We start from the raw sequence: 23143 nt of genomic DNA on the forward strand, positions 1-23143 counted from the left end.
TGGATTGGGAACATATTGGCGAATGTGCAACTTTGAAAAGGGAGCGGTACGCGTGATAGCGACAGTCTTGACGCAAAATTGCTAGTGCGCCCAGATTTCGCCAAAATCTGCTCGGGGCGAATAAATTGAGACATTGGCACGGGTTAAGACAGCGCCAGTCCCGGCAATGGTGAGGGCCAGCCCCTCAATATTCCTTTTCGTAGAAGATGCCGCCCTTGGCCTCGCCGGCGTCCGTCGCCTCGCCGCGCAGCTTGACGCCGCGCCCGACATTGAGGTCGATGGTCGCCTTGCCCGAGCCCGGCTTGTCGCCCTTCTGGATGGTCACATAGGTGCGGTCGTTCAGGTATTTGCCGGCGGAGACCGCCGTGCCGCCCTTGTCGTCGGTGGTGACGTCGAGATCGTCGACGCCGATGGCGCTGCGCAAATTCTCAAGCAGCGACGTCGAGCCGCCGACACCGGCCAGTTGCCCGGCCGCCTCGGCCAGTTGCGCGATCTGCAGCGGCGACAGGTTCGACATGGACCGGCCGAAGATCAATTGCGCCAGCACCTCGTCCTCCGGCAGCGCCGGCACCGAGGAGAACGTGAATTTCGGATTGGTCGCCTCGCCCGACACCACGATGGTGACGGTGGCGCTGGTCGTCGTCGTGGTCGCCGTCAGGTTGAGATAGGGCACCAGCGAACCGGAGAAGCCGACCGTGCCCTCGGTGAAGGTCAGCCGCTTGCCCAGGATCGACAGCCGGCCGCGCTGCAGGGTGAAGGTGCCGACCGCCTGCGGTGACGAGGCCGGGCCGGTCAATCTCAGCGAGCCGCCCAGTTCGGCATCGACGCCCCTGCCCTGGATGAAGATCTGGTTCGGCGCGTTGACCGTGACGTCGAGCGCGAGCCCGCTGTCACCACTCTTGCCTGACGTCGTCGCGGGGCGCAGCGCCTTGTCCTGCGCCCTCACCGCGTTGGGCGCGTTCTTGTGCTTCACGTCGAGCGCCGAGAGCGAGCCCGGCAACTTATCCGGAACCGTGATGACGGTCTTGGCGAGATTGACGGTGCCGGCAATCACCGGTGCCGATACCAGCGGGCCCTTGATCGTCAGGTCGCCGCCGAGATTGGCGGTGACCGCGCGCCCGTCGGTATAGCGGCCGTCGGTGAGCTTGATCGACAGGTCGGCCGGAAAACCTTGCGCCGGATTGATGCCGACCGTGCCGCTGGCCGACAGGCTGCCGCGCGTCGACAATGTTCCGGTCAGCCGGTTGATCCTGGCGACGCCGCCGCCGATCGAGACGTCGGCCGCCAGATCGTTGACGGCCAGGCCCGAGCGCGCATCGACCAACCGCGCGCCCGATGTGCTGACGCTGCCGCCGATGACGGGCGACGTCGCCGGGCCACGCACCTGGACATTGACGGTGGCCGTTCCCGACAGCGACAAGCCCTGCGCGGCAAGCTTCTGGCTGAGCATGCCGAACGGCACGGCGCCGTTGAAGTCGAGCACCAGCGCCGGCGTGCCCGCCGTCGTCACCGTGCCGCCGCCCTTGAGGCCAAGGCCGGCGCCATCGCCGATATTGGCATTGAAGGTCAGCTTGTTGCCGGCAAAGGTACCGGAGGAGGACACGCTCACCGCGCCGACACCGGCACCGCGGGTCTGCGACGTCTGCACGCCGGCCGCGTCCATGTTGAAGGCAACGGTCGGACTGGCGGGCGCGCCGGTCACCTTCACCGTGCCGGAAATCGAACCGGCGGCATCGAGACCCGGGGAGAAACTGTTGGCGAGCGACATCGGCACCTTCGCCAGCGCCGCGTTGATGTCGAGCGCCTGCCCGACCTTGCCGGTCACCGTCGCCGTGCCGCCGCCAAGGTTGAGCACCAGCCGGTCCAGCGTCGTCGTGCCGTTGGCGATGCTGACCGTCGAAGCCTGGGCGATCGCCGCCTTGATGCCCTGGACGGTCGCCTGGCCGGAAGCGAGTTCGATCGTCGTCGTGCCATTGGCCACCTTCACGCGGCCGGCGGCCTTGGCCGGAATGCCCTTGACGGTGGCGCCACCGGAAAAGCCGGTCCAGTCGCCGTCGCGCTTCAGATCGACATCGATGCCGCTGATCACGGTGCCGCCCGATTTGACGGTGTCGGCGCGGATCTTGCCCGAGATCACCGGCGCGGCGAGATAATTGGTGATCAGCGCATCGACGGAAACCGCCTTCGCCTGGAGATCGCCGCGCGTGATCGAGGCAGTGGCCGCCTTGATGGCGACCTGAGGTGCGGCATCGTTCTTCGTGAAGGCGATCGTGCCGCGCACGTCGCCCTCCGCCTTTTCCAGCGCCAGCGCGGCGAGCGGACCGATATCGGGCAGATCGAGCGAGATGGTGCCCTCGGGCACGAACTTGTCGTCCAGCGCCAGATCGCCGGAAATCCGGTTCTTGCCCAGCGACAGGAGCAGGCCGTTGATGGCGCTCTTGCCGTCCGCCGTCGCCAGCACCGCGCTGCCTTGCAAGGCCTGTCCCGCGACATTGCCGGTCAGTTGCACGTTCGCCGCCGGGTTGGCGGCATCCGCCTTGCCGGTGGCCGTGAGCTTCAGCCCGGTGATCTCGCGCTCGGCCACCAAAAGCCGATCGCTGTTGACCGTCAGCGACAGATCGGGTGCGATGGCCGGTCCCTGTGCGTTCAGCGCAAATGCAATGGCACCCCTGGCGTCCTTCGAGAGCGGCGAGATATCGGCAAGGGCGCCGGTGATGTCTGCGGCCAGCTTGTTGTCGGCAAGGCTCGCCTGCCCCTGCGCGGTCAGTCCGCCCGAGACCAGCTTCAGCCCATCGACATTGATGCTGCCGTTGGGATCGCGCTTCAGCGTGGCGCTGATCTCAGCGCGTTCCCCAAGCATGCCGCGCGCCGCCGCCGGCAAGGCCGAAGACGGGGCATCCGCGCTCAGCTTGAGGTCGATGGCGCCATCGCGCAACGAAACCTGGCCGGCGACCTGGCTGTTCAGCGCATCGCTCTTGAGCGAGCCGCTGTCGATGGCAACGCCCTCCGACGTCAGCCGGGCGTTCAGCGCGGCCGTCACCTTGCCGGCGATCAGCGGCGCGATGGCGGCATTGTCGAGACCGACCTTGTCCACCGACACCGTGCCGGTAACCGGCCCGGCGCGGTTCTTGAGATCGAACGCATCCGAGTGCAGGGCCAGGACGAGCCCGTCCACCTTCGCCGGGCTGGTGGTGACCGAGGGCAGGATCGCGGAGACGTCCAGGCGGGCTCGCGTGCTCTCGCCCGCCGCCTTCGCCGACAAGGACCGGATCTCGATCTTCACCGGGCTCGCGGCGCTGCCGACCGTCAGCGGCAGGCTGGGGCCGGATGAGGTGAGATCCAGCGCAAAATCGCTGGCGCCGTTCGGATTGATGGTGCCGGAGGCCGTACCGGAAATCTTGTCGCCGGACAGCGTCGCATGGTCGAGGGCGACGCCGCCGGCCAGGGTGTAGGTGCCGGCCGCATCGACCGCGAGCGGCCCGAGCCCGGCCTGGCGGGTCTGGCTGGTCTCGACGCCGGCAAGCTGTGCGTTGAACCGAACTTCCGGGGCAGCCGGTGTTCCGGTCACTTGCGCGGCGCCGCCGAGCGTGCCCACCGCATCGAGCCCGGGGGCAAAATCATTGGCCAGGGCCGCCGGCAGCGCGGAGAACTGTGCCGCGAGATCGAGCGTCTGGCCGGCGCTGCCAGACAGCGTCACCGCACCGCCGCCAACATCAAGCGCCAGCTTCTCGATGCTGGTCGTGCCATTGGCGATGGTCAGGGTCGAGGGTTCAGCGATTGCCGCCTTGATGCCGCGAACCGTGGCTTCGCCGGAGGCGATCTCGACGCTGGTGGTGCCCTCAGCGATCTTGACCCGGCCGGCGGCGGTCGCCGGAATGCCCGCGATGGTGGCGCCGCCGGTGAAATTGGTCCAGTCGCCGTCGCGCTTGAGGTCGACGCCGATGCCGCTGATTTCGGTGGCGCCCGAGGTGACGCTGTCGGCCTTGATGGCGCCCGAGATCGCCGGCGCCTTGAGATAATTGGCGATCAGCGCGTTGACGGCGATCGTCTTGGCCGTCACCTCGCCGCGTGCGATCGAAGTGCTCTTGGCATCGACGGTGACGGATGGCGCATCGCCGTCCTTGGCAAACAGGATAGTGCCGTTGATGTCGCCGGTCACGGCCTGGCCGGCGAGTGCCGCCAACTGGTCGATTGCCGGTGCGGCGAGCGTCAGCGTGCCGAGCGGCATGAACTTGTCATCGAGCGCCAGGTCGCCGGAAACCTTGTTGTCGCCGAGCGAGACCAGGAAACCGTTGATCGAGCGCTTACCCTCGCTGGTCACCAGCGCCGCCTTGACGTCGAGCGGCTGGTCGTTGACCGACCCGGTCAGCGAAACATCGGCAGAGGGGCTGGCTATATCGGCCTTGCCGCTTGCCGTCAGCTTGATCGCCTTCACCGTGCGGCCCGAGGCCGTCAGGCTGTCGCTGTCGGCGGAGACGGTGAAATCCGGCGCCGTCCTGGCTCCGCTTGCCGACAGGGCGAAATTGACGCCGCCGGCGACCGGCACGCCGACCATCGGCGACAGCACCGAAACATCGCCCAGCGTACCTTTGATGTCGGCCTGGATGTCGCTGCCTTGCGCGCTGGCGGTACCGCTGGCACTGAGCGAGCCGGAGGTCAGCGAAATCGAATTGGCGGCGAAGGCCCCTTGCGGGTCGCGCGTGGCGGCGGCCGAGAACTTCACCCGCTCGCCGAGCACCGAACTGATCTGCGGCGGCAAGGCGGTCGACACGGCATCGGCATTCATCTTGAGCTGCATCGACAGATCCGCCAGCGCCACCGTCATCGTCAGCGAGGCGTTCAACGCATCGGAACGCAGCGTGCCCTGGTCGATGGCGATGGCGTCCTTGCTCAGCGATCCGGCGAGGTCGACATCGACCTTGCCGGTGATCAGCGGCGCCAGCGTCGCCACGTCGGTCTTCAGCCCGCCCGCGGTCAGCTTGACGGAAAACGGCCCGGCACGGTTCTGGATATCGAAGCCGTCGGAATGGATCTGTGCCGAAATGTCGTTGAGCTGGGTGCCGCCCGCCACAACGGAGGCCAGCGAGGCACCGATGTCGACGATCGGCGCCCTACCGTCGCCGAAGGCGCGGGCGGTGGCATTCCTGATCGCAACGGTGATCGGTTGCGCCGCATTTCCCACGGTGAACTGCACCGGCGCGCTTTTGGCGGCGATTTCAACCGACAGGTCGCTGGCGCCGGCCGGATCGGCAATGCCGGTCGCGGTGCCATGGATCGCGTCGCTTTCGATGCTGGCCCGGTCGACGCTGATGCCGCCCGCCGAGGTCGTGGTGCCGGCGACGTCGAAGCTGGTCTTTCCCGTAAACAGCGGCCGCAGATTTTGCGGCAGGAAGGGCGCGAACTCGCCGTCGCCCTTGGCCTCGACGTGATTGCCCTTGTCGGTAAGTTGATGACGGCCCGTCAGCTGCGTGACGATCTTGCCATCGACCATGAATGTGGCGATGCCGTTCCAGTTGGCAAGCGGCCCCGTGCCCGAGACCGCTATTTCGACCGGCGGCGTATCGGGCAGCTTGAGCAGATTGGCGATGATGCCACCGGCCGGCTCCGAAGCCTTGAGGTCGAGGTCGAGCCTGTTGTCGGCAGGCGCAAAGTGGATCTTGGCGTCGACATTGCCTTGTTTGCCGTCATGGCGGGTGACGTTGAGCACCGTCTCGACCGCGAGCGGCGCCGCATCGGCCTTGAGCATCCCCTTGGCGGCGAGTTCGGCGATGCCGCTGCCGGCCAGTTGCTGGCCAAGCGCGATCTCCGGCAGGTCGATCTTTCTGATGTCGATGGAAACCGGCAGCGTCGTCGTGCCGCCCTGCGCCGGCGGCTGCGTGCCGGCCACCGGCAGGCGTGCCAGTTCGATGCGTCCGGCCGCGATGCGGTCGGCGCTGAAACTTTTCGACAAAAGCGAAAGGGGCGACCAGTCGACGGCCACCTTTCGCGCCACCAGCCAGGCGCCTTCGCGGTCTTCCAGCACGACATGGTCGACGCTGAGCGCGCCCGACCAGATGCCGTCAATGCCGCTGACGGTGACCTTGCGGTCGTCGCTCGAGGCCAGCCGCGAAATGATGCCGGCGAGATTGTCGCGTCCGCGCTCGGTCTTGGTCAGCACAACCAGTGCGCCGATCGCGCCCGCGACCACGATCAGCAGCGTGTAGAAAGCAATGCGAAGGATGCGCCAGACCGTCTTCATTTCAGAACGCCTGCCCGATGCCGGCATAGATGCCAAAATGCGGATCGCCGGGATCGCGGTTGAGCGGCACGGCCGCGTCGATGCGCAGCGGCCCGAACGGCGTGACGTAACGCAGGCCGACGCCGGCGCCGACCTTGACGTCGGAGAAGTTGGGCATCGACTTGGTCGAGACCGTGCCGGCATCGACGAACGGCACGATACCGATCGTATCGGTGACGGCTATGCGCATTTCGACCGAGGTCTCGAAGAAGGACAGGCCGCCGATCGGCTGGCCGGTGAAGTCTTTCGGGCCGATGCCTTGGTAGGCATAGCCACGCACCGAACCGCCACCGCCGGAATAAAATCGCCGGTCGGCCGGAACGTTCTGCAGCCCGGTGCCGACGATCGAGCCGACGGCGACGCGCTCGGCCAGCACGAATTTCGAGGCCGTGTCGAGCGACTGATAGGCCGATCCCTCGCCCTTCAGCTTGAGGAAGGCGGCACCGCTCATGATGTCGTAGCTCGGTTCGGCATAGGCCAGCACCCGGAAGCCCCTGGTCGGGTTCAGCCTGCTATCCCTGTTGTCATAGACATATTGCAGCGGAACGCTGGCGATGAGGTAGGTGTGTTTGCCGAACGCATCCGTGACCCTGGAATAATCGAGGGCCACTTCCGCCGACACGGTCTGCTTCTTGTCCAGTTCGTAGGACAGGCCGGTGCTGCCCTTGACCGAGAAATGGTCATACGCATCCGGATGCTCGAGCACCGTCTTGACGCTGGCGAAGAACTTCGACGCCGGCCCGATCACGCCGGGTTTCTCGAACATGATGCCGGCATTGTAGTTCAGATCGGACAGGTTGTTGCTGCCGATGCCGCTGATGGCGCCGTCGATGCGCAGCTTTTCCGCGTGACCAAACAGGTTGCGGTGCCCCCAATAGCCTTCCAGGCCCAGCCCCTCCGTGTTCGAGAAGGTGCCGCCCAGGCCGAAATAGCGCGGCTTGCGCTCGCTGACCTGGACGCCGATCGGGATGTTGCCGTCGGCATCGAGCTTGTCGGCTTCCTTGAAGGTGACGCTGTTGAAGACTTCCAGCGCCAGCAGCCTGTCGCGCGCGTCGCTGATCTCCTGCGGCGAGTACTGCTTGCCGCGCTTCAAGCCCGTCATGTATTCGGTGAAATCGCGGTCGACCTTCTCGGTGCCCTCCACCGTCGTCGCGCCATAGCCGGCGACCGGCCCGGCCGCGACCGTCAGCGTCACGTCGAGCGTCGAGGTCGCGTGGTCGGCGACGATCTGCCGGTCGGTGACCTTGGCCAGCGGCCTGCCCTGCTCCTTCAGCGTCCGCACGATCAGCGCCTCGGCCTTGAGCACCGCGCCCGACCCGGCGTCGCCGCCCGATATCAGGCCGTAATCGGCGCTCATCAGTCCCGCCGCGTCGCCTTCCAGCTTGATATTGCCCAGAGTGAATTTGGGGCCGGCGGAGATGGTGATCGCCACCGGAATCGGCTGCGGACCCTTGAATTCGGCGTCCGGCGGCAGTTCATCGAGCGGCTTGCCGTCGATGGTGACGGTGACCACGCCTTCGTAGCGGGCATCGGCATAAAGGGCGGCGACCAGTTGTTCACGGTCGCTGCGCGCCTTGGCCATCAGTCCGAGCGAACCGGAGACCGGCCGCCCTTCGTCGCCCTTCAGCGCCGAGGCGTTTTCGAGCTTCTTGACCAGATCCTTGTCGGCATCGGGCGCCGTGATGGTCACGGCATAGCGCAGCGGATCGACAATATCGGCGTCCTCGTCATTGGACGATCCCCACAGCTTGATGCCGAAAAGCTCGAAAGCCGCCGCAGGCCGTGATTCGGCGACCAGCGCGGTCGCGCACATCAACGCCAAAAGCAGGGCGCGCGGAAGCACGCGCCCTGGCGCGGTCCCTCCTGACATCTGCTCTTCATGCGCCGGCATTAAGACAACCTAGGTTACAAAACTAAAATTGGAATGAAGTTCTGAAGCGCTCGTAAAGGGGCCACAATCCAATTGTCTGAAATAGGACGGGCTTGGAATTCACACCTTTTGCGTCGCCGCAAGAATGCGTGATCCCCTGTCCTATGGAGGTACTACCGGTCATCGGCCGGAAAGGAAACCGTTGGCAGGCGGAACCCTGCCGCGTCCTGTGTTGACAAGCTTGACTGAAGCTTGAACATGCCTGGACGTCTGCAATTGTCTGGAGGGTGTAATGGCAATGCGCGCGGCCCGTGGTCTGTCGATCCTGATCCTTCTCTTCTTCGCCTGGAGCAGCGTTGCGCAGGCGGCCGAGGCCCGGCGAATCGCAACGACGGACAATTCCGACTATTTCGGCTTTGATCTCAGATCCGACCAGAATGTCACCCTCGACCAGTGCAAGACGACATGCCTTGGCGATCCGGCCTGCCGCGCCTTCACCTACAACACCAAGGCCAAATGGTGCTTTCTCAAATCCGACTATAATCAGCTGAAGCCGTTCAACGGCGCGGTCGCCGGCAAGGTCGTCAGGATTGACGGCGATCCCGATATCGGCGCGCCGCCGGAGCTCGCCTTCTTCCCCAACTGGATGGCCGACCAGGCCCAGCAGTACCGCAACAGGCTGCTTGGCCCGGCCTTTGACAAGCCGACCGAAGGCATGGCGGCCCTGATCAGCTCGGCCGAACAGGCCGTGCTGACCGGCGATCATCGCTCCGCCATGCAGAAATACGAGGCCGCGGTCTCGGTGATGCCTGACGATGGCCGGCTCTGGCTCAATCTGGCGCGTGAAACGCTGGCCGTGCAGCCCGCCGCCAACACCTCCGAAGCGTCCACCTTGCCGATGAACGCCACTTCCGCCGCCTTCAACGCCTATAAGCTCTTGCGCACCACCAAGACCCGCGCGGACGTGCTGGCGCTGCTTGGCGCCGGCCTCGACAAGCGCGATCTCTACCGCCCGGCGCTGCAGGCCTATGAGGCGAGCCTCGCGCTCGTGACGTCGCCGGCCGTGCAGGCCGACTATGCCGATCTCAAGGCCCGCAAGGGTTTCCGTGTCGTCGACCACAGCGTCGATGCCGACACCAGCGCGCCGCGCATCTGCGCGCAATTCTCCGAGGAATTGGTCAAGACCGGCGTCGACTACGCGCAGTTCGTCACCGTCGACAACGCGCCGCCGAAGGGCGTCGAGGCCAAGGATAAGCAGATCTGCGTCGAAGGCCTCGAACACGGCCAGCATTATGACGTCACCTTCCGCGCCGGCCTGCCGGCGGCCATCGGCGAAGTGACCGCCGCTCCCGTGGTGCTGTCGATCTATGTGCAGGATCGCGCGCCCTCCGCCCGCTTCACCGGCGACAGCTTCGTCCTGCCGGCCGGCGCGCGCCGCGGCATTCCGGTCGTCACCGTCAACATGAACGCCGCCGAGATGAAGCTCTATCGCATCGGCGACCGTTCGCTGGCGCAGCTTCTGTCGGGCTACCAGTTCCTGCACCAGCTCGACAGCTATGACATTTCCAACATTTCCGAGCAGATGGGCGCGCCGGTCTGGCAGGGCCAGCTCGACATCGCCAACGACCTCAACAAGGAGGTCACCACCTCCTTCCCGGTCGACCAGGCGCTGCCGCAGCGCAAGCCCGGCGTCTATGTGCTGACCGCCCAGGCCGTCAATGGCAAGGGCGATGACTACAATTCGCTGGCCACGCAGTGGTTCGTCGTCTCCGACATCGGCCTGTCGACCTATACCGGCCAGGACGGGCTCAACGTCTTTGCCCGTTCGCTGGGCTCGGCCAAGCCGATCGCCGGCGCCGAACTGACGCTGGTTGCCCGTAACAACGAGATTCTCGGCACAGCGACATCGGATGCCGACGGCCATGCCGTCTTCAATCCCGGCCTGACGCGCGGCGACGGCGGCATGGTGCCGGCCGTGCTGATGGCCAAGCAGGGCGACAATGATTTCGTCTTCCTCGACATGTCCAAGGCCGGCTTCGACCTGTCGGACCGCGGCGTCACCGGGCGCGCGGCGCCCGGCGCGCTCGACGTCTATGCCTGGACCGAGCGCGGCATTTACCGCGCCGGCGAGGATGTCCATGTCGCCGCCCTTGCCCGCGATGGCGCCGCCAAGGCGGTCGAGAATCTGCCGCTGACCTTCATCTTCTCGCGCCCCGACGGCGTCGAGGACCGCCGCATCGTCAGCGACGGCGCTTCGGCCGGCGGCCATGCCGTCGACCTGCCGCTCGAACCCAACGCCATGCGCGGCACCTGGTCGGTGTCGATCCATACCGATCCGAAACAGCCGGCGGTCGCCAGCCAGATGTTCCTGGTCGAGGATTTCGTGCCGGATCGCATCGAATTCGACATGAAGGCCGACAAGCAGGAAATCGAGCGCGGCGAAACCGCCAACATCAACATTGACGGCCGCTTCCTCTATGGCGCGCCGGCGGCGGGCCTGGCACTGGAAGGCGAACTGACGCTGTCGACGGCACGCGACTGGGACCGCTTCCCCAACTTCTCCTTCGGCCTCGCCGACGAGCAGTCGGCGGAGCCCACCGTCACGCCGCTGACCAACCTGCCGGTGGTTGGCGATGACGGCAAGGCGACCTTCCCAGTCACCGTCGACCAGTTGCCCTCGACCACCAAGCTGGTCAACGGCAAGGTGACGGTGCGCATGCGCGAAACCGGCGGCCGCGCCATCGAGCGCTCGCTCAACATCGGTATCCGCCCCCAAAACCATATGATCGGCATCCGTCCGGACTTCGCCGATGGTGAGGTGCCGCAGGGCGGCACGGCCAAGTTCAGCCTGATCGCCGTCGCTCCCGATGGCAAGCGCGAGGCGCTGAAAGGCGCGCAGTGGACGCTGGTCAAGGTCGAACGCAATTACCAATGGTACCGCTCCAACAATTCGTGGAGCTATGAACCGGTGACCTTCACTAAGTCGATCGCCAATGGCCAGATCGACCTCGGCGCCGACGGCGACGCTACCGTCTCCGTGCCGGTCGACTGGGGCCAGTACCGGCTCGAGGTCGAAACATCAGACCCCGAGGGTCCGGCGACCAGTTATGAGTTCGACGCCGGCTGGTATGTCGCCTCGACCACCACGGAAACGCCTGACGGCCTGGAAATCGCTCTCGACAAGGACAATTATGCCGCGGGCGAAGTGGCCAAGCTGAAGGTTTCGCCGCATTTTGCCGGCGAACTTCTGATCAATATCGGTTCCGACAAGCTGTTGAAGACCATCACGGCCACCGTGCCGGCCGGCGGCAGCACCGTCGACATCCCGGTCGGTGACGATTGGGGCGCCGGCGCCTATGTCACGGCAACCCTGTTCCGGCCCGGCGACGCGCAGGAAACGCGCATGCCGGCCCGCGCCATCGGCGTGAAATGGCTGAAGGTCGATCCGGGCGCCAAGAAGCTCGCGGTCACGCTGACGCCGCCGGACAAGACGATGCCGCGCCAGCAGCTGTCGATCCCGGTTTCCGTGGCCGGCGTGCAGCCGGGCACCAACGCCTATGTCATGGTCGCCGCCGTCGATGTCGGCATCCTCAATCTGACCAACTACAAGGCGCCGGACCCGGAGAACTGGTTCTTCGGCCAGCGCATGCTGGGCATGGAGATCCGCGACATCTATGGCCGGCTGATCGACGGCTCGCTCGGCACCACCGGCAAGCTCAGGACCGGCGGTGACGGCGCCAACATGCAGACGCAAGGCAGCCCGCCCACCGAAAAGCTGGTCGCCTTCTTCTCCGGCCCCGTCCAGCTCGACGCGGACGGCAAGGCACGGATCGACTTCGACATCCCGCAGTTCAACGGCACCGTGCGCGTCATGGCCGTCGCCTGGACCAAGGAAGCGGTCGGCCATGCCACGTCGGACGTCATCGTGCGCGACCCCATAGTCATCACCGCCGGCCTGCCGCGCTTCCTGGCGCCCGGCGACAACGCCGTGATGCGGCTCGACGTGGCCGACACCGACGGCCCGGCCGGCGACTATGCCTTCTCGATCGACACGACAGGCGACCTGTCGACGGGCGACAAGCCCCTGCCCCAGAAGCTGACGCTCGCCCAGGGCAAGCGCCAGACGCTGACCGTGCCGCTGATCGCCAAGACGCCGGGCAATGCCTCGCTCACCATCAAGCTGGCACACGCCGACGGCACCAAGGTCGAGCAGACGCTCTACGTGCCGGTGCGCCCGGCGCAATTGCCGGTCACCACGCGCCTTGTGGTTGACCTCAAGGGCAATGGCGGCGCGCTGCGCGTCGACAAGGAGCTGCTTGCGGCAAGCCTGCTGGAAGGCGCTTCCGTCAGCGTCGGCGTTTCGCAGGCGGCTGCCTTCGACGTGCCCTCGCTCCTCATGACGCTCGACCGCTACCCCTATGGTTGCGCCGAGCAGACCACCAGCCGCGCCATGCCGCTTCTCTATGTCAACGAGATGGCCTCGGGCATCGGCATGGAAAGCGACCCCGAGTTGCATGGCCGCATCCAGGATGCCATCTACAAGGTGCTGAGCTACCAGTCCTCGAGCGGCAGCTTCGGCCTGTGGGGTCCGGGCTCCGGCGATCTGTGGCTCGACGCCTATGTCAGCGAGTTCCTGACCAGGGCGCGGGAGCAGAAATACGAGGTGCCGGCGCAGGCCATGAACCAGGCGCTGAGCAATCTGCAGAACTCGCTCGGCTACGACCAGAGCGTACAGGACCGCGGCAGCGAGATCGCCTACGCCCTCTACGTCCTGGCCCGCAACAAGAAGGCCTCGATCGGCGATCTGCGCTACTATGCCGACACCCAGCTCGAAGCCTTCTCGAGCCCGATGGCCGTTGCCCAGCTGGCGGCGAGCCTTGCGCTCTACGGCGACACCCAGCGTTCGGAAGCGACGTTCAAGACCGCGCTGCAGCTCGCCAAATCGAGCTCCGACTACGACTGGTACCGCTCCGACTACGGCTCGGCCTTGCGTGACGGCGCGGCGATGCTGTCGCTGGCGGCGGAATCGAAGCCGGTCTCGTCGGTCGTGCCGGAGTTGATCAAGCTGGTGACCAGGCAACGCGCCGAAGCCCGCTGGACCAGCACCCAGGACGATTCCTGGATGCTGCTGGCGGCCCGCGCGCTGAAGGAGGGCAATGACTCGATCACGCTCTCCGTCAATGGCGCGCCGCATTCGGGCGGCTATTCCAACCAGGTCAACGGCTCCGAACTGGTCGACAGCCCGCTCGAAATCGCCAACACCGGCAAGACCCCGCTGCAGGCCGTCGTCACCACCGTGGCGTCGCCGATCCAGCCCCTGCCGGCTGGCGGTGACGGCTTCACCATCAACCGCACCTACTACAAGCTCGACGGCACCGAAGCCAATGTGACGGAGGCTACCCAGAACGAACGCTATGTGGTCGTGCTCAAGGTCACCGAGCAGAACAGCTGGCCATCGCGCCTGCTGGTCACCGACCTGTTGCCGGCTGGCTTCGAGATCGACAATCCCGGCCTGGTCTCCAGCGCCCAGTTGACGAACTTCTCCTGGCTGGCACAGACCGACGCCGCCCATCTCGAATTCCGCGACGACCGTTTCGTCGCGGCGTTCAACCCCGCCGATGGCGACCACGACCACAATCTGACGCTCGCCTATGTCGTGCGCGCCGTGACACCAGGCACCTATGCCCACCCGGCCGCAACGGTGGAAGACATGTACCGGCCGCAATACTCGGCCCGCACTGCCACCGGCATGATGGAAATCAAGGCGCCGTAAGGTGCCTGTGGTGGCGATCATGCAAAAGGCGATGGCGCCAATGACAACCTCCTTCTCCCCGTCACTATACGGGGAGAAGGTGGCGGCAGCCGGATGAGGGGCAGCGCCATGCTTTCAAGAAAGCTCCTCCGCCGCGCCGCCATAACCGGAGCTTCCTGCGCCGGCATTCTCGCGATCTCCGCCGCCACCCTGTGGGAGCTCGACCGCGCCTTCCCGCCGCCGCTGCCGGCGGAGCTCACCGTCTCGACCGAAGTCCAGGACCGCGATGGCCAGCTGTTGCGCGCCTTTGCCACGCCGGACGGCTATTGGCGGCTCGAAACACGGCTCGACCAGGTCGACAAGCAGTTCGTCGACATGCTGGTCACCTATGAGGACAAGCGCTTCTGGGATCATCAGGGCGTCGACGTGCTGGCACTTGGCCGCGCCGCCGGCCAGCTCATCACCAGCGGCCACATCGTCTCCGGCGGCTCGACGCTTTCGATGCAGCTCGCCCGTCTGATCGAGCCACGCGAAAGCCGCAGCCTCGGCTCCAAGATCAAGCAGATGCTGCGCGCCATCCAGATCGAGCGCCGGCTGTCGAAGAAAGAAATCCTCGAGCGCTATCTCACCCTTGCGCCCTATGGCGGCAATCTGGAAGGCGTGCGCGCCGCTTCGCTCGCCTATTTCGGAAAGGAGCCGAAGCGGCTCACCGTCTCGGAAGCCGCCCTGCTCGTGGCGCTGCCTCAGTTGCCGGAAAAGCGCCGGCCCGACCGCAACCTCGCAATCGCCCACGCCGCCCGCGACCGCGTGCTGACCCGCATGGTCTCCTCGGGCCTGATCGGCGAGCGCGAGGCCGCGCGCGCCGCCCTTGACGACGTGTCGGGCCTGCGCCGCACTCTGCCGGCGCTTGCCCCGCATGCCGCCTATGCGATGCTGCCCAGAGCCGTTCCCGGCCAGCCGCTCAAGCTGACGATCCGCAAAAGCGTCCAGGAAGGGCTGGAGCAGGTGGCGCGCGATGCCGCCACCAGGCTTGGACCTCGCCTCTCCGTCGCCATGGTGCTGGCCGATTCCCGCACCGGCGACATTCTGGGCGAAGTCGGCTCGGCCAATTTCTTCGACGCCAGCCGCTCGGGCTGGATCGACATGACCAAGATCGTGCGTTCGCCCGGCTCGACGCTGAAGCCGTTCATCTATGGCCTCGCCTTCGAACAGGGACTGGTGGCGCAAGAAACGCTGATCGAGGACAGCCCGGTCGATTTCGGCGGCTACCGGCCCAAGAATTTCGACATGGGCTACCAGGGCGATGTCAGCGTCCGCCAGGCCCTGCAGCTGTCGCTCAACGTGCCGGCGATCCGCGTGCTCGACGCGGTCGGTCCGGCGCGGCTGACCGCGCGCTTCCGGCAGGCCGGCGTTAACCCGATCCTGCCGGTCAACGAGGCGCCGGGCCTGGCCATCGGCCTCGGCGGCGTCGGCGTCACGCTGCGCGACCTCGTCCAGCTCTATACGGGGCTCGCCAATGGCGGCAAGACGCACACGCTGCATGACGGCACCGAGCCGGCCAATGCCGAGCGCACCACCGCCACCATCCTCAACGACCAGGCGAACTGGCAGGTCATCGACATCCTGTCGGGGGTCAAGCCGCCCGAAGGCGCCTTGCAGCGCGGCATCGCCTACAAGACCGGCACGTCCTACGGCTACCGCGACGCGTGGTCGGTCGGCTTCGACGGCCGCTACGTGCTGGGCGTCTGGGTCGGACGTCCCGATGCCAGCGCCGTGCCGGGCCTTTCCGGCTATGTCTCGGCCGCCCCCATCCTGTTCGAGGGCTTTGTCCGCTCGGGCCTGGCTACCGTGCCGCTGCCGGGCAAGCCGCCCGGCGCCTTCACCCCCAAGCGCGAGGACCTGCCGGTGACGCTCGCCCGCTTCGGCGCCGGCGCCGATGGCCTGATGCAGGCGACGCCGACCGAGCCCGCGCCGACGATCATCTTCCCGCCGGACGGCGCCCGCGTCGACCTTGCCACCAATTCCGCCGAGGCTACGCCGCTGGTATTGAAACTACAGGGCGGCCGTGCTCCGTTCCGCTGGCTTGCGAACGGCAAGCCGCTGGTTGGCCTCGACCGCCGCCGCACCGCGACCTGGCAACCGGACGGTGCCGGCTACTCGACGCTGACCGTGATCGACGCGGCCGGGCGAGCGGCGAGCGTGAAAGTGTTCGTTGAATAGAGTGCGCCAGGCGATTCTGCGCGTTGGCTTTTACGCGCTGACGGTTGTCGCTCCCGTTCTGCCGGCGCATGCCGACCCCCTCCCCGCCGGCTTCGTCCGCCTCGCCGATATCGCCCCGTCGATCCGCCAGGATATCCGCTACGCCGGCACGGGCAATTTCCTGCACCGCAAGGTGAATGGCTACGACACACCGGTCTGCGTTCTCACCTTGCAGGCAGCGCAAGCTCTTGCCGGCGTCCAGCAGGCAATCGCCGCCAAAGGCCTGACACTGGTCGTCTTCGACTGCTACCGCCCCGCCCGCGCCGTCGCCGACATGGGCGAATGGACACGAAATGGCGGGCCGCCCGATCCGCAATGGTATCCCAGGGTCCGGCGAGGCGACCTCATCGCCAAGGGCTATGTCGGCGAACTGTCGACCCATTCGCGCGGCTCGACCGTCGATGTCGCGATTGCGCGGGCCGACGGCCAATCCGTCGTCAAACCGGCCTGCGGCGCCATCGATGCCGGCACACTCGACTTCGGTACCGGTTTCGACTGTTTCGACCCGACGAGCGAGACGGCGCACCGCCCGCTCGGCAATGAAGCTACAGCAAACCGCAAGCTGCTCGTCAGTGCCATGCTTGCCGGCGGCTTCAAGAACTATGCCCGCGAGTGGTGGCACTTCACGCTCAGGCACGAGCCCTTTCTCACCCAGCGCTTCGATTTCCCGGTGAGCGCCGAGTAATATACCGGGCCGGCCCCAAACGACCTTGCCGCAGCATGACATATCTCTAGATAGGACCTGAGTCCGCGCAGGGCTACGGCGGGAAAATATTTCTCCACACAGCGGAAGACCGTCGAAGATTTTCTTCAGGAGGGCAAAAAAGGCAACATTCGATGCATCTAATTTCTATCAATTCGCTAGATTTGGCGCGGGTTCAACGGAGGCAGAAATGACCAAACCTCATTTCCGGAAACTGCTCGGCGCACTGGTCGCCACATCTGTCCAGTTCGGTACGCTCGGTTTCGCGTTTGCCGACACCACCATCCTCAACGTCTCCTACGATCCGACGCGGGAACTCTACAAGGCCTATGACGAGGCCTTCGCCGCGCATTGGAAGGCCGAGACCGGCGAGACGGTGACCATCCAGCAGTCGCATGGCGGATCGGGCGCCCAGGCCCGCGCCGTGATCGACGGCCTCGACGCCGATGTGGTGACGCTGGCGCTTGAGGGCGACATCAACGCCATCGTCTCCAAATCGAAGAAGATCAATCCTGACTGGCGCAAGAAATTCGAAAACAATTCAGCGCCTTACACCTCGACCATCATCTTCCTGGTGCGCAAGGGCAATCCCAAGGGCATCCACGACTGGAGCGACCTGGTCAAGGACGGCACCCAGGTGATCACCCCCAATCCGAAGACTTCAGGTGGCGCCCGCTGGAACTATCTGGCCGCCTGGGCCTACGCCAACGCCCATGATGGCGGCGACGAAGCCAAGACCAAGGAATTCGTCGGCAAGCTCTACGCCAATGCCCCGGTTCTCGACACCGGCGCGCGCGGTTCGACCGTCACCTTCGCGCAAAAGGGCATCGGCGACGTGCTGATCGGCTGGGAAAACGATGCCTATCTGGCACTCGACGAATTCGGCGCCGACAATTTCGAGATCGTCTATCCGCCGACATCGATCCTGGCCGAGCCGCCGGTGGCGATCGTCGACGCCAATGTCGATGCCAAGGGCACGCGCAAAGTGGCGGAAGCCTATCTCGGCTGGCTCTATTCCAAGGAAGGCCAGACGATCATCGCCAAGAACCACTATCGTCCGGCCAAGCCCGAACTGGTGGCGCCGGCGGATCTGCCCAAGACCCCCGACATCAAGCTGATCTCCATCGACGATCCGCTTTTCGGCGGCTGGAAGAAGGCGCAGCCTTATCATTTCGGCGATGGTGGTATATTCGACCAGATCTACAAGCCGGCCCAGTGAGGTTGGGCAGTGCCCGAAGACGCCCGTTTATGGGCTTCTTCAGCGACAATCTGGTTGAGTAAGAAGGGACGATCCAGAACTCCATGACCACAGCACCCGCGCAGGCGGGGTGGCGATTCAGGCAGCCGAGTGTCATTCCGGGTTTCGGATTGACGCTCGGCTTCTCGCTTGCCTACCTCACCCTTATCATCCTCATTCCGCTGTCCGGGCTGATCTGGCGCTCGGCCTCGCTTGGCTGGGCTGACTTCTGGGCGATCGCCGGCGACCGCCGCACCATCAATGCGCTGGAAATCAGCTTCGGCACCGCCTTCCTCGCGGCGGCCGTCAATGTCGTCTTCGGCACGCTGGTCGCCTGGGTGCTGGTGCGCTACCGCTTTCCCGGCCGCCGCATCGTCGACGCCATGGTCGACCTGCCCTTCGCGCTGCCGACGGCGGTGGCCGGCATTGCGCTCACCACGCTCTACGCGCCGAACGGCTGGATCGGCAAATTGCTGATGCCGCTCGGCATCAAGGTCGCCTACACGCCGCTCGGCATCGTCGTGGCACTTGTCTTCATCGGCCTTCCCTTCGTCGTGCGCACCGTGCAGCCGATCATGGAGGAGATCGACAAGGAGGTGGAGGAAGCCGCCGCCACGCTTGGCGCCAGCCGCTTCCAGATCATCACCCGCGTGCTGTTTCCGGGCCTGGCACCAGCCATCATCACCGGCTTCTCGCTGGCCTTCGCGCGCGGCGTCGGCGAATACGGCTCGGTCATCTTCATCGCCGGGAACCTGCCCTACAAATCCGAGATCGCGCCGCTTCTGATCGTCATCCGGCTGGAGGAATACAACTACCCGGCGGCGACCGCGATCGCGGCAATCATGCTCGCCCTGTCCTTCGTCATGCTTCTGGTCGTCAATCTCGTGCAGACATGGAGCCGCAAGCGCTATGGCTGATCCCGAAATCAAATCCTACGAACCCTACCATGAGAGCCGCTCGGCGGCGGTGACCGAAAGCCGTCCCGCGCAAGCCGTGCTGATGGCGATCGCCTTTGTCTTCCTCGGCGTCTTCCTGCTTTTGCCGCTGATCATCGTCTTCCACGAAGCGCTGGCAAAAGGCATCGGTGCCTATACGCAGGCACTGGGCGAGCCGGACGCGCGCTCGGCCATCCGCCTGACGCTGCTTGTCGCGGCGATCTCGGTGCCGCTCAATGTCGTCTTCGGCATCTCCGCCGCCTGGGCGATCGCCAAGTTCGAGTTCAAGGGCAAGGCGTTTCTCACAACGCTGATCGACCTGCCCTTCTCGGTCTCGCCGGTCATCTCGGGCCTGGTCTACGTGCTGCTGTTCGGAGCGCAAGGATTGCTCGGCGAGTGGCTGAAGGCACATGGCGTCCAGATCCTGTTTGCCGTGCCGGGCATTGTGCTGGCCACTGTCTTCGTCACCTTCCCCTTCGTCGCCCGCGAACTGATCCCGCTGATGCAGGAACAGGGCAATGGCGACGAGGAGGCCGCCCTCTCGCTCGGCGCCAATGGCTGGCAGACCTTCTGGTATGTGACGCTGCCCAACGTCAAATGGGGCCTGCTCTACGGCGTGCTTCTGTGCAACGCCCGCGCCATGGGCGAATTCGGCGCGGTGTCGGTGGTGTCGGGACACATACGCGGCCTGACCAACACCATGCCGCTGCATGTCGAAATCCTCTACAACGAGTACAATGCCGTCGGCGCCTTTGCCGTCGCTTCACTGCTTGCCGAACTGGCGCTCGTCACGCTGGTCTTGAAAACACTGCTCGAGATGCGCTACGGCGCCGAACTCGCCGCGACGCGCGGGCATTAGATGCATGTCGCCCAAAAGTGGCTACCGGTTTTGGGATAACGACATGCATCCACCAAAAAAGGTTTTGTAAATGGAAGTTCGCGTTGCCAACGTGCGCAAGGAGTTCGAGCGGTTTCCGGCGCTCCACGACGTGTCGCTCGACATCAAGTCGGGCGAACTGATCGCCTTGCTGGGGCCGTCGGGCTCCGGCAAGACGACGCTGCTCAGGCTGATCGCCGGGCTGGAGCGGCCGACCCGTGGAAAAATCTTCTTCGGCGACGAGGACGCCTCGCAGAAGTCGATCCAGGAGCGCAATGTCGGCTTCGTCTTCCAGCACTATGCGCTGTTCCGGCACATGACGGTGGCCGATAATATCGGCTTCGGCCTGAAGGTCCGGCATGGGTCCTCGCGGCCACCGGCGCAGGAAATCCGGCGCCGCGCTTCCGAGCTTCTCGACCTTGTCCAGCTTTCAGGACTGGAGAAGCGCTATCCGGCGCAGCTCTCGGGCGGCCAGCGCCAGCGTGTCGCGCTCGCGCGCGCCATGGCGATCGAACCCAAGGTGCTTTTGCTCGACGAGCCGTTCGGCGCGCTCGATGCGCAGGTGCGCCGCGAACTACGCCGCTGGCTGCGCGAAATCCATGATCGCACCGGCCACACCACCGTCTTCGTCACCCACGACCAGGAAGAGGCGCTGGAACTCGCCGACCGCGTCGTGGTGATGAGCCAGGGCCGCATCGAGCAGGTCGGCACCGCCGACGACATCTACGACACGCCGAACTCGCCGTTCGTCTATGGCTTCATCGGTGAATCGAGCTCGCTTCCCGTCAAGGTCGAGAATGGCGAGGTCTGGCTCGCCGACCGCCCGATCGGCCTGTCGGCGCCGCACGCGCCCGAGGGCGAGGCGACGCTCTACTTCCGCCCGCACGATGTCGAACTGCTCGACGGCTGCAGCGGCTGCATCGCCGGCACGGTGGCTGCCAGCCGCCGCGTCGCCGGCACACGCCGGGTCGAACTCGAGATTGGAGGCGAGCGCCAGCGGGTCGAGATCGAGTTGCCCGTCGGCCATCCCGCGGCGCAGAAGAGCCGGGTGGCGTTCCGTCCGGGGCGCTGGAAGCTGTTTCCGGCGGCCTGATCTTCGGGACAGGCGCTATTCCAGCCAGTTCTCGACCTTCAGCTTGCCCATCCGTGTGAACTCCCCAATGTTGGCCGTCACCAGCGTGGTGCCCAACACACAGTCGTGAGCGGCAATAAAAAGGTCATTGTGGCCAATGGATTGGCCGACAGACTCCAACTCGGCGCGAAGCGCGCCGTACTCGGCATTCACCGGCACGTCGAGTGGCAAGACAGGGATCTCGGCCAGCAGATCCTCGACCCGCTCGAGCAGCTTGGCCGATCCACCGCGGACAAGGAACAAAAACGGGGGCCGAAGCGAATGCCCTCTGGAAAAGAATTCTAAGGACCCATCGTGTTGGCCACATCTTTTCTCGCGGCAAGGTCGCGGAACTATCACCTATGCCTCGCCCCGTCCCCTGCGCCACGGCTATGGTCGGGGCATAACGCATTGCATCCGGAGCCTTTTTCATGAAGCGATTTTTCCTCGGGGTCGCCACTATCGCCGGCCTGGTCCTCGCATCCTCCCAAGCCTGGTCTGCCGACAAGCTGCTCAACGCCTCCTATGACGTCGGCCGCGAACTGTTCGTCCAGGTCAACAAGGCCTTCATCGCCGGGCATCCGGGCGTCACCGTCGACCAGTCGCATGCCGGCACCTCGACGCAGGCGCGCGCCATCGCCGAGGGCCTTGGCGCCGATGTCGTCACCTTCAACCAGGTCACCGATGTCGATTTCCTGGTCAAGAAAGGGCTCGTCTCCGCCGACTGGCAGAAGGACTTTCCCGACAATGCCTCGCCCTTCTATTCGCTGCCTTCGTTCCTCGTCCGCGCGGGCAATCCCAAGCACATCAAGGACTGGAACGATCTGGTGCGCGACGACGTGCAGGTGATCTTCCCCAACCCGAAGACGTCGGGCAACGCCCGCTACACCTATCTGGCGGCCACCGCCTACGCCAAGGAAGCGTTCAAGGGCGACGATGCCAAGGTGAAGGAGTTCATCACCAAGCTGTTCAACAACGTGCCGATCTTCGACACGGGCGGGCGCGCCGCGACCACCACCTTCGTGCAGCGCGAGATCGGCGACGTGCTGATCACCTTCGAATCCGAGACGCGCGGCATCCGCAAGGAGTATGGCGACGACAAGTTCGAACAGGTCACCCCCTCGGTCAGCCTGCTCGCCGAATTCCCGGTGGCGATCGTCGACAAGGTCGCCGACCAGCACGGCACGCGCGATCTGGCCAAGACCTATCTCGATTTCCTCTACACGCCCGAAGGCCAGGACATCCTCGCCCAGAACGGCAACCGGGTGCGTGACGCGGCCGTCGCCGCCAAATACAAGGCTGATTTCCCCGAGGTACGCCTGCTGACGGTGGAAGACGTCTTCGGCGGCTGGGACAAGATCCAGAAAGAGCATTTCGCTGCTGGCGGTCTGCTCGACCAGGCCTATGGCAGCCGCTGACGGCCACGGCATAAATTGAACAGACGAAGGAAGCCGGCAACTCGCCGGCTTTCTTCGTTTTTGCCATCAGTCATGGCGAATACGGCGCCATCCCTGCAAAACGTTACAAAGAATCAACGCGTTTGTGCCTAACGTGCCATTTGGCGTCTTGTTGTCGCGAAATGCCATCGCGCGGCGAAACCGTCATTATTTGCACACAAACAGCCGCCAGATGCGAGGTGGTTGGGGCTTCAACGGGTTGACTAGGGCATGCTGACAAAAAAAGGCAAATACGGCCTCAAGGCCCTCGTGCATCTTTCCGGCCTGCCGGTTGGCCAACTGGCCTTCGTCAACGACATCGCGGTCGCCAACAACATCCCGAAGAAGTTCCTCGACGCCATCCTGGGCGAGTTGCGCAATGCCGGCTTCGTCCAGAGCCGCAAGGGCAAGGAAGGCGGCTATCGGCTTGCCCGGCCTGCCTCCGAGATCAAGATCGGCCATGTCGTGCGCGTGCTGGACGGGCCGCTGGCGCCGATCCCCTGCGCCAGCCGCACGCAGTACCAGCGCTGCGAGGATTGCGACGAGGCGACCTGCCAGGTCCGGCACATGATGCTCGAGGTACGCCAGGCAATCGCCGAGGTGCTCGACAACAGAAGCCTCGCCGCCATGCGCGATGCCGATAACGACGATTTCCCGGTCGAGCTGTCCTCGCAAATCTGAGCCTT

General features: G+C 65.3%; 11 protein-coding genes and 1 pseudogene. 9 read left to right on the forward strand and 3 right to left on the reverse strand.

The annotated features are described in order from the left end of the window. Nucleotides 1-184 precede the first annotated feature (184 nt). Both QQK95_RS11185 and QQK95_RS11190 read right to left on the reverse strand, forming a co-directional pair. Complete coding sequence (locus QQK95_RS11185; protein ID WP_284272244.1) at nucleotides 185-6238, reverse strand: translocation/assembly module TamB domain-containing protein; 6054 nt, start codon at nucleotides 6236-6238, stop codon at nucleotides 185-187. Nucleotide 6239: 1 nt separating this feature from the next. After that, nucleotides 6240-8168, reverse strand: a complete 1929-nt coding sequence (locus QQK95_RS11190; RefSeq protein WP_284272245.1) for an autotransporter assembly complex protein TamA — start codon at nucleotides 8166-8168, stop codon at nucleotides 6240-6242. A 271-nt stretch (nucleotides 8169-8439) separates the two neighbouring features. Here QQK95_RS11190 and QQK95_RS11195 point away from each other — a divergent pair, with 271 nt between their 5' ends. The 7 genes from QQK95_RS11195 to QQK95_RS11225 all read left to right on the forward strand — a co-directional run bounded on the left by QQK95_RS11195 (nucleotide 8440) and on the right by QQK95_RS11225 (nucleotide 21003). Then, a complete protein-coding gene (locus QQK95_RS11195; RefSeq protein ID WP_284272246.1) occupies nucleotides 8440-13920 on the forward strand; it encodes an alpha-2-macroglobulin family protein in 5481 nt (1826 codons plus the stop codon). Between the two features lie 108 nt (nucleotides 13921-14028). Continuing rightward, nucleotides 14029-16119 (forward strand): penicillin-binding protein 1C, encoded by a 2091-nt coding sequence (gene pbpC / locus QQK95_RS11200; RefSeq protein WP_284272247.1) that lies wholly within the window; start codon nucleotides 14029-14031, stop codon nucleotides 16117-16119. Then, entirely contained in the window at nucleotides 16112-16843 is a 732-nt protein-coding gene (locus tag QQK95_RS11205) for a M15 family metallopeptidase (protein ID WP_409371679.1), read from the forward strand. Before pbpC ends, QQK95_RS11205 begins: the two co-directional genes overlap by 8 nt. Nucleotides 16844-17051: 208 nt before the next feature. Next, a complete protein-coding gene (locus QQK95_RS11210) occupies nucleotides 17052-18080 on the forward strand; it encodes a sulfate ABC transporter substrate-binding protein (RefSeq protein WP_199642119.1) in 1029 nt (342 codons plus the stop codon). 83 nt (nucleotides 18081-18163) lie between these two features. Beyond that, nucleotides 18164-19015, forward strand: a complete 852-nt coding sequence (gene cysT / locus QQK95_RS11215) for a sulfate ABC transporter permease subunit CysT (RefSeq protein WP_284272248.1) — start codon at nucleotides 18164-18166, stop codon at nucleotides 19013-19015. Beyond that, nucleotides 19008-19892 carry a sulfate ABC transporter permease subunit CysW gene (gene cysW, locus QQK95_RS11220; protein WP_284272249.1) on the forward strand — a complete coding sequence of 295 codons (885 nt, stop codon included), beginning with the start codon at nucleotides 19008-19010 and terminating at the stop codon, nucleotides 19890-19892. The genes cysT and cysW overlap by 8 nt, the downstream gene beginning before the upstream one ends. 70 nt (nucleotides 19893-19962) lie before the next feature. Beyond that, nucleotides 19963-21003 (forward strand): sulfate/molybdate ABC transporter ATP-binding protein, encoded by a 1041-nt coding sequence (locus tag QQK95_RS11225; protein ID WP_284272250.1) that lies wholly within the window; start codon nucleotides 19963-19965, stop codon nucleotides 21001-21003. A gap of 15 nt (nucleotides 21004-21018) precedes the next feature. Here QQK95_RS11225 and QQK95_RS11230 read toward each other — a convergent pair. Further along, nucleotides 21019-21267 (reverse strand): annotated as a pseudogene (locus QQK95_RS11230) (PIN domain-containing protein); the annotation flags it as partial. Between the two features lie 185 nt (nucleotides 21268-21452). On the opposite strand from QQK95_RS11230, the gene QQK95_RS11235 reads away from it, so the two are divergent. Continuing rightward, nucleotides 21453-22439 (forward strand): sulfate ABC transporter substrate-binding protein, encoded by a 987-nt coding sequence (locus QQK95_RS11235; RefSeq protein ID WP_284272251.1) that lies wholly within the window; start codon nucleotides 21453-21455, stop codon nucleotides 22437-22439. 249 nt (nucleotides 22440-22688) lie between these two features. Beyond that, on the forward strand, nucleotides 22689-23138 hold the full coding sequence (locus tag QQK95_RS11240) for an RrF2 family transcriptional regulator (protein WP_095773862.1): 450 nt from the start codon (nucleotides 22689-22691) through the stop codon (nucleotides 23136-23138). The last annotated feature ends 5 nt before the right edge of the window (nucleotides 23139-23143 follow it).

The sequence above is a fragment of the Mesorhizobium huakuii genome, from assembly GCF_030160235.1.
GTDB classification, from domain to species: Bacteria; Pseudomonadota; Alphaproteobacteria; order Rhizobiales; family Rhizobiaceae; genus Mesorhizobium; species Mesorhizobium huakuii.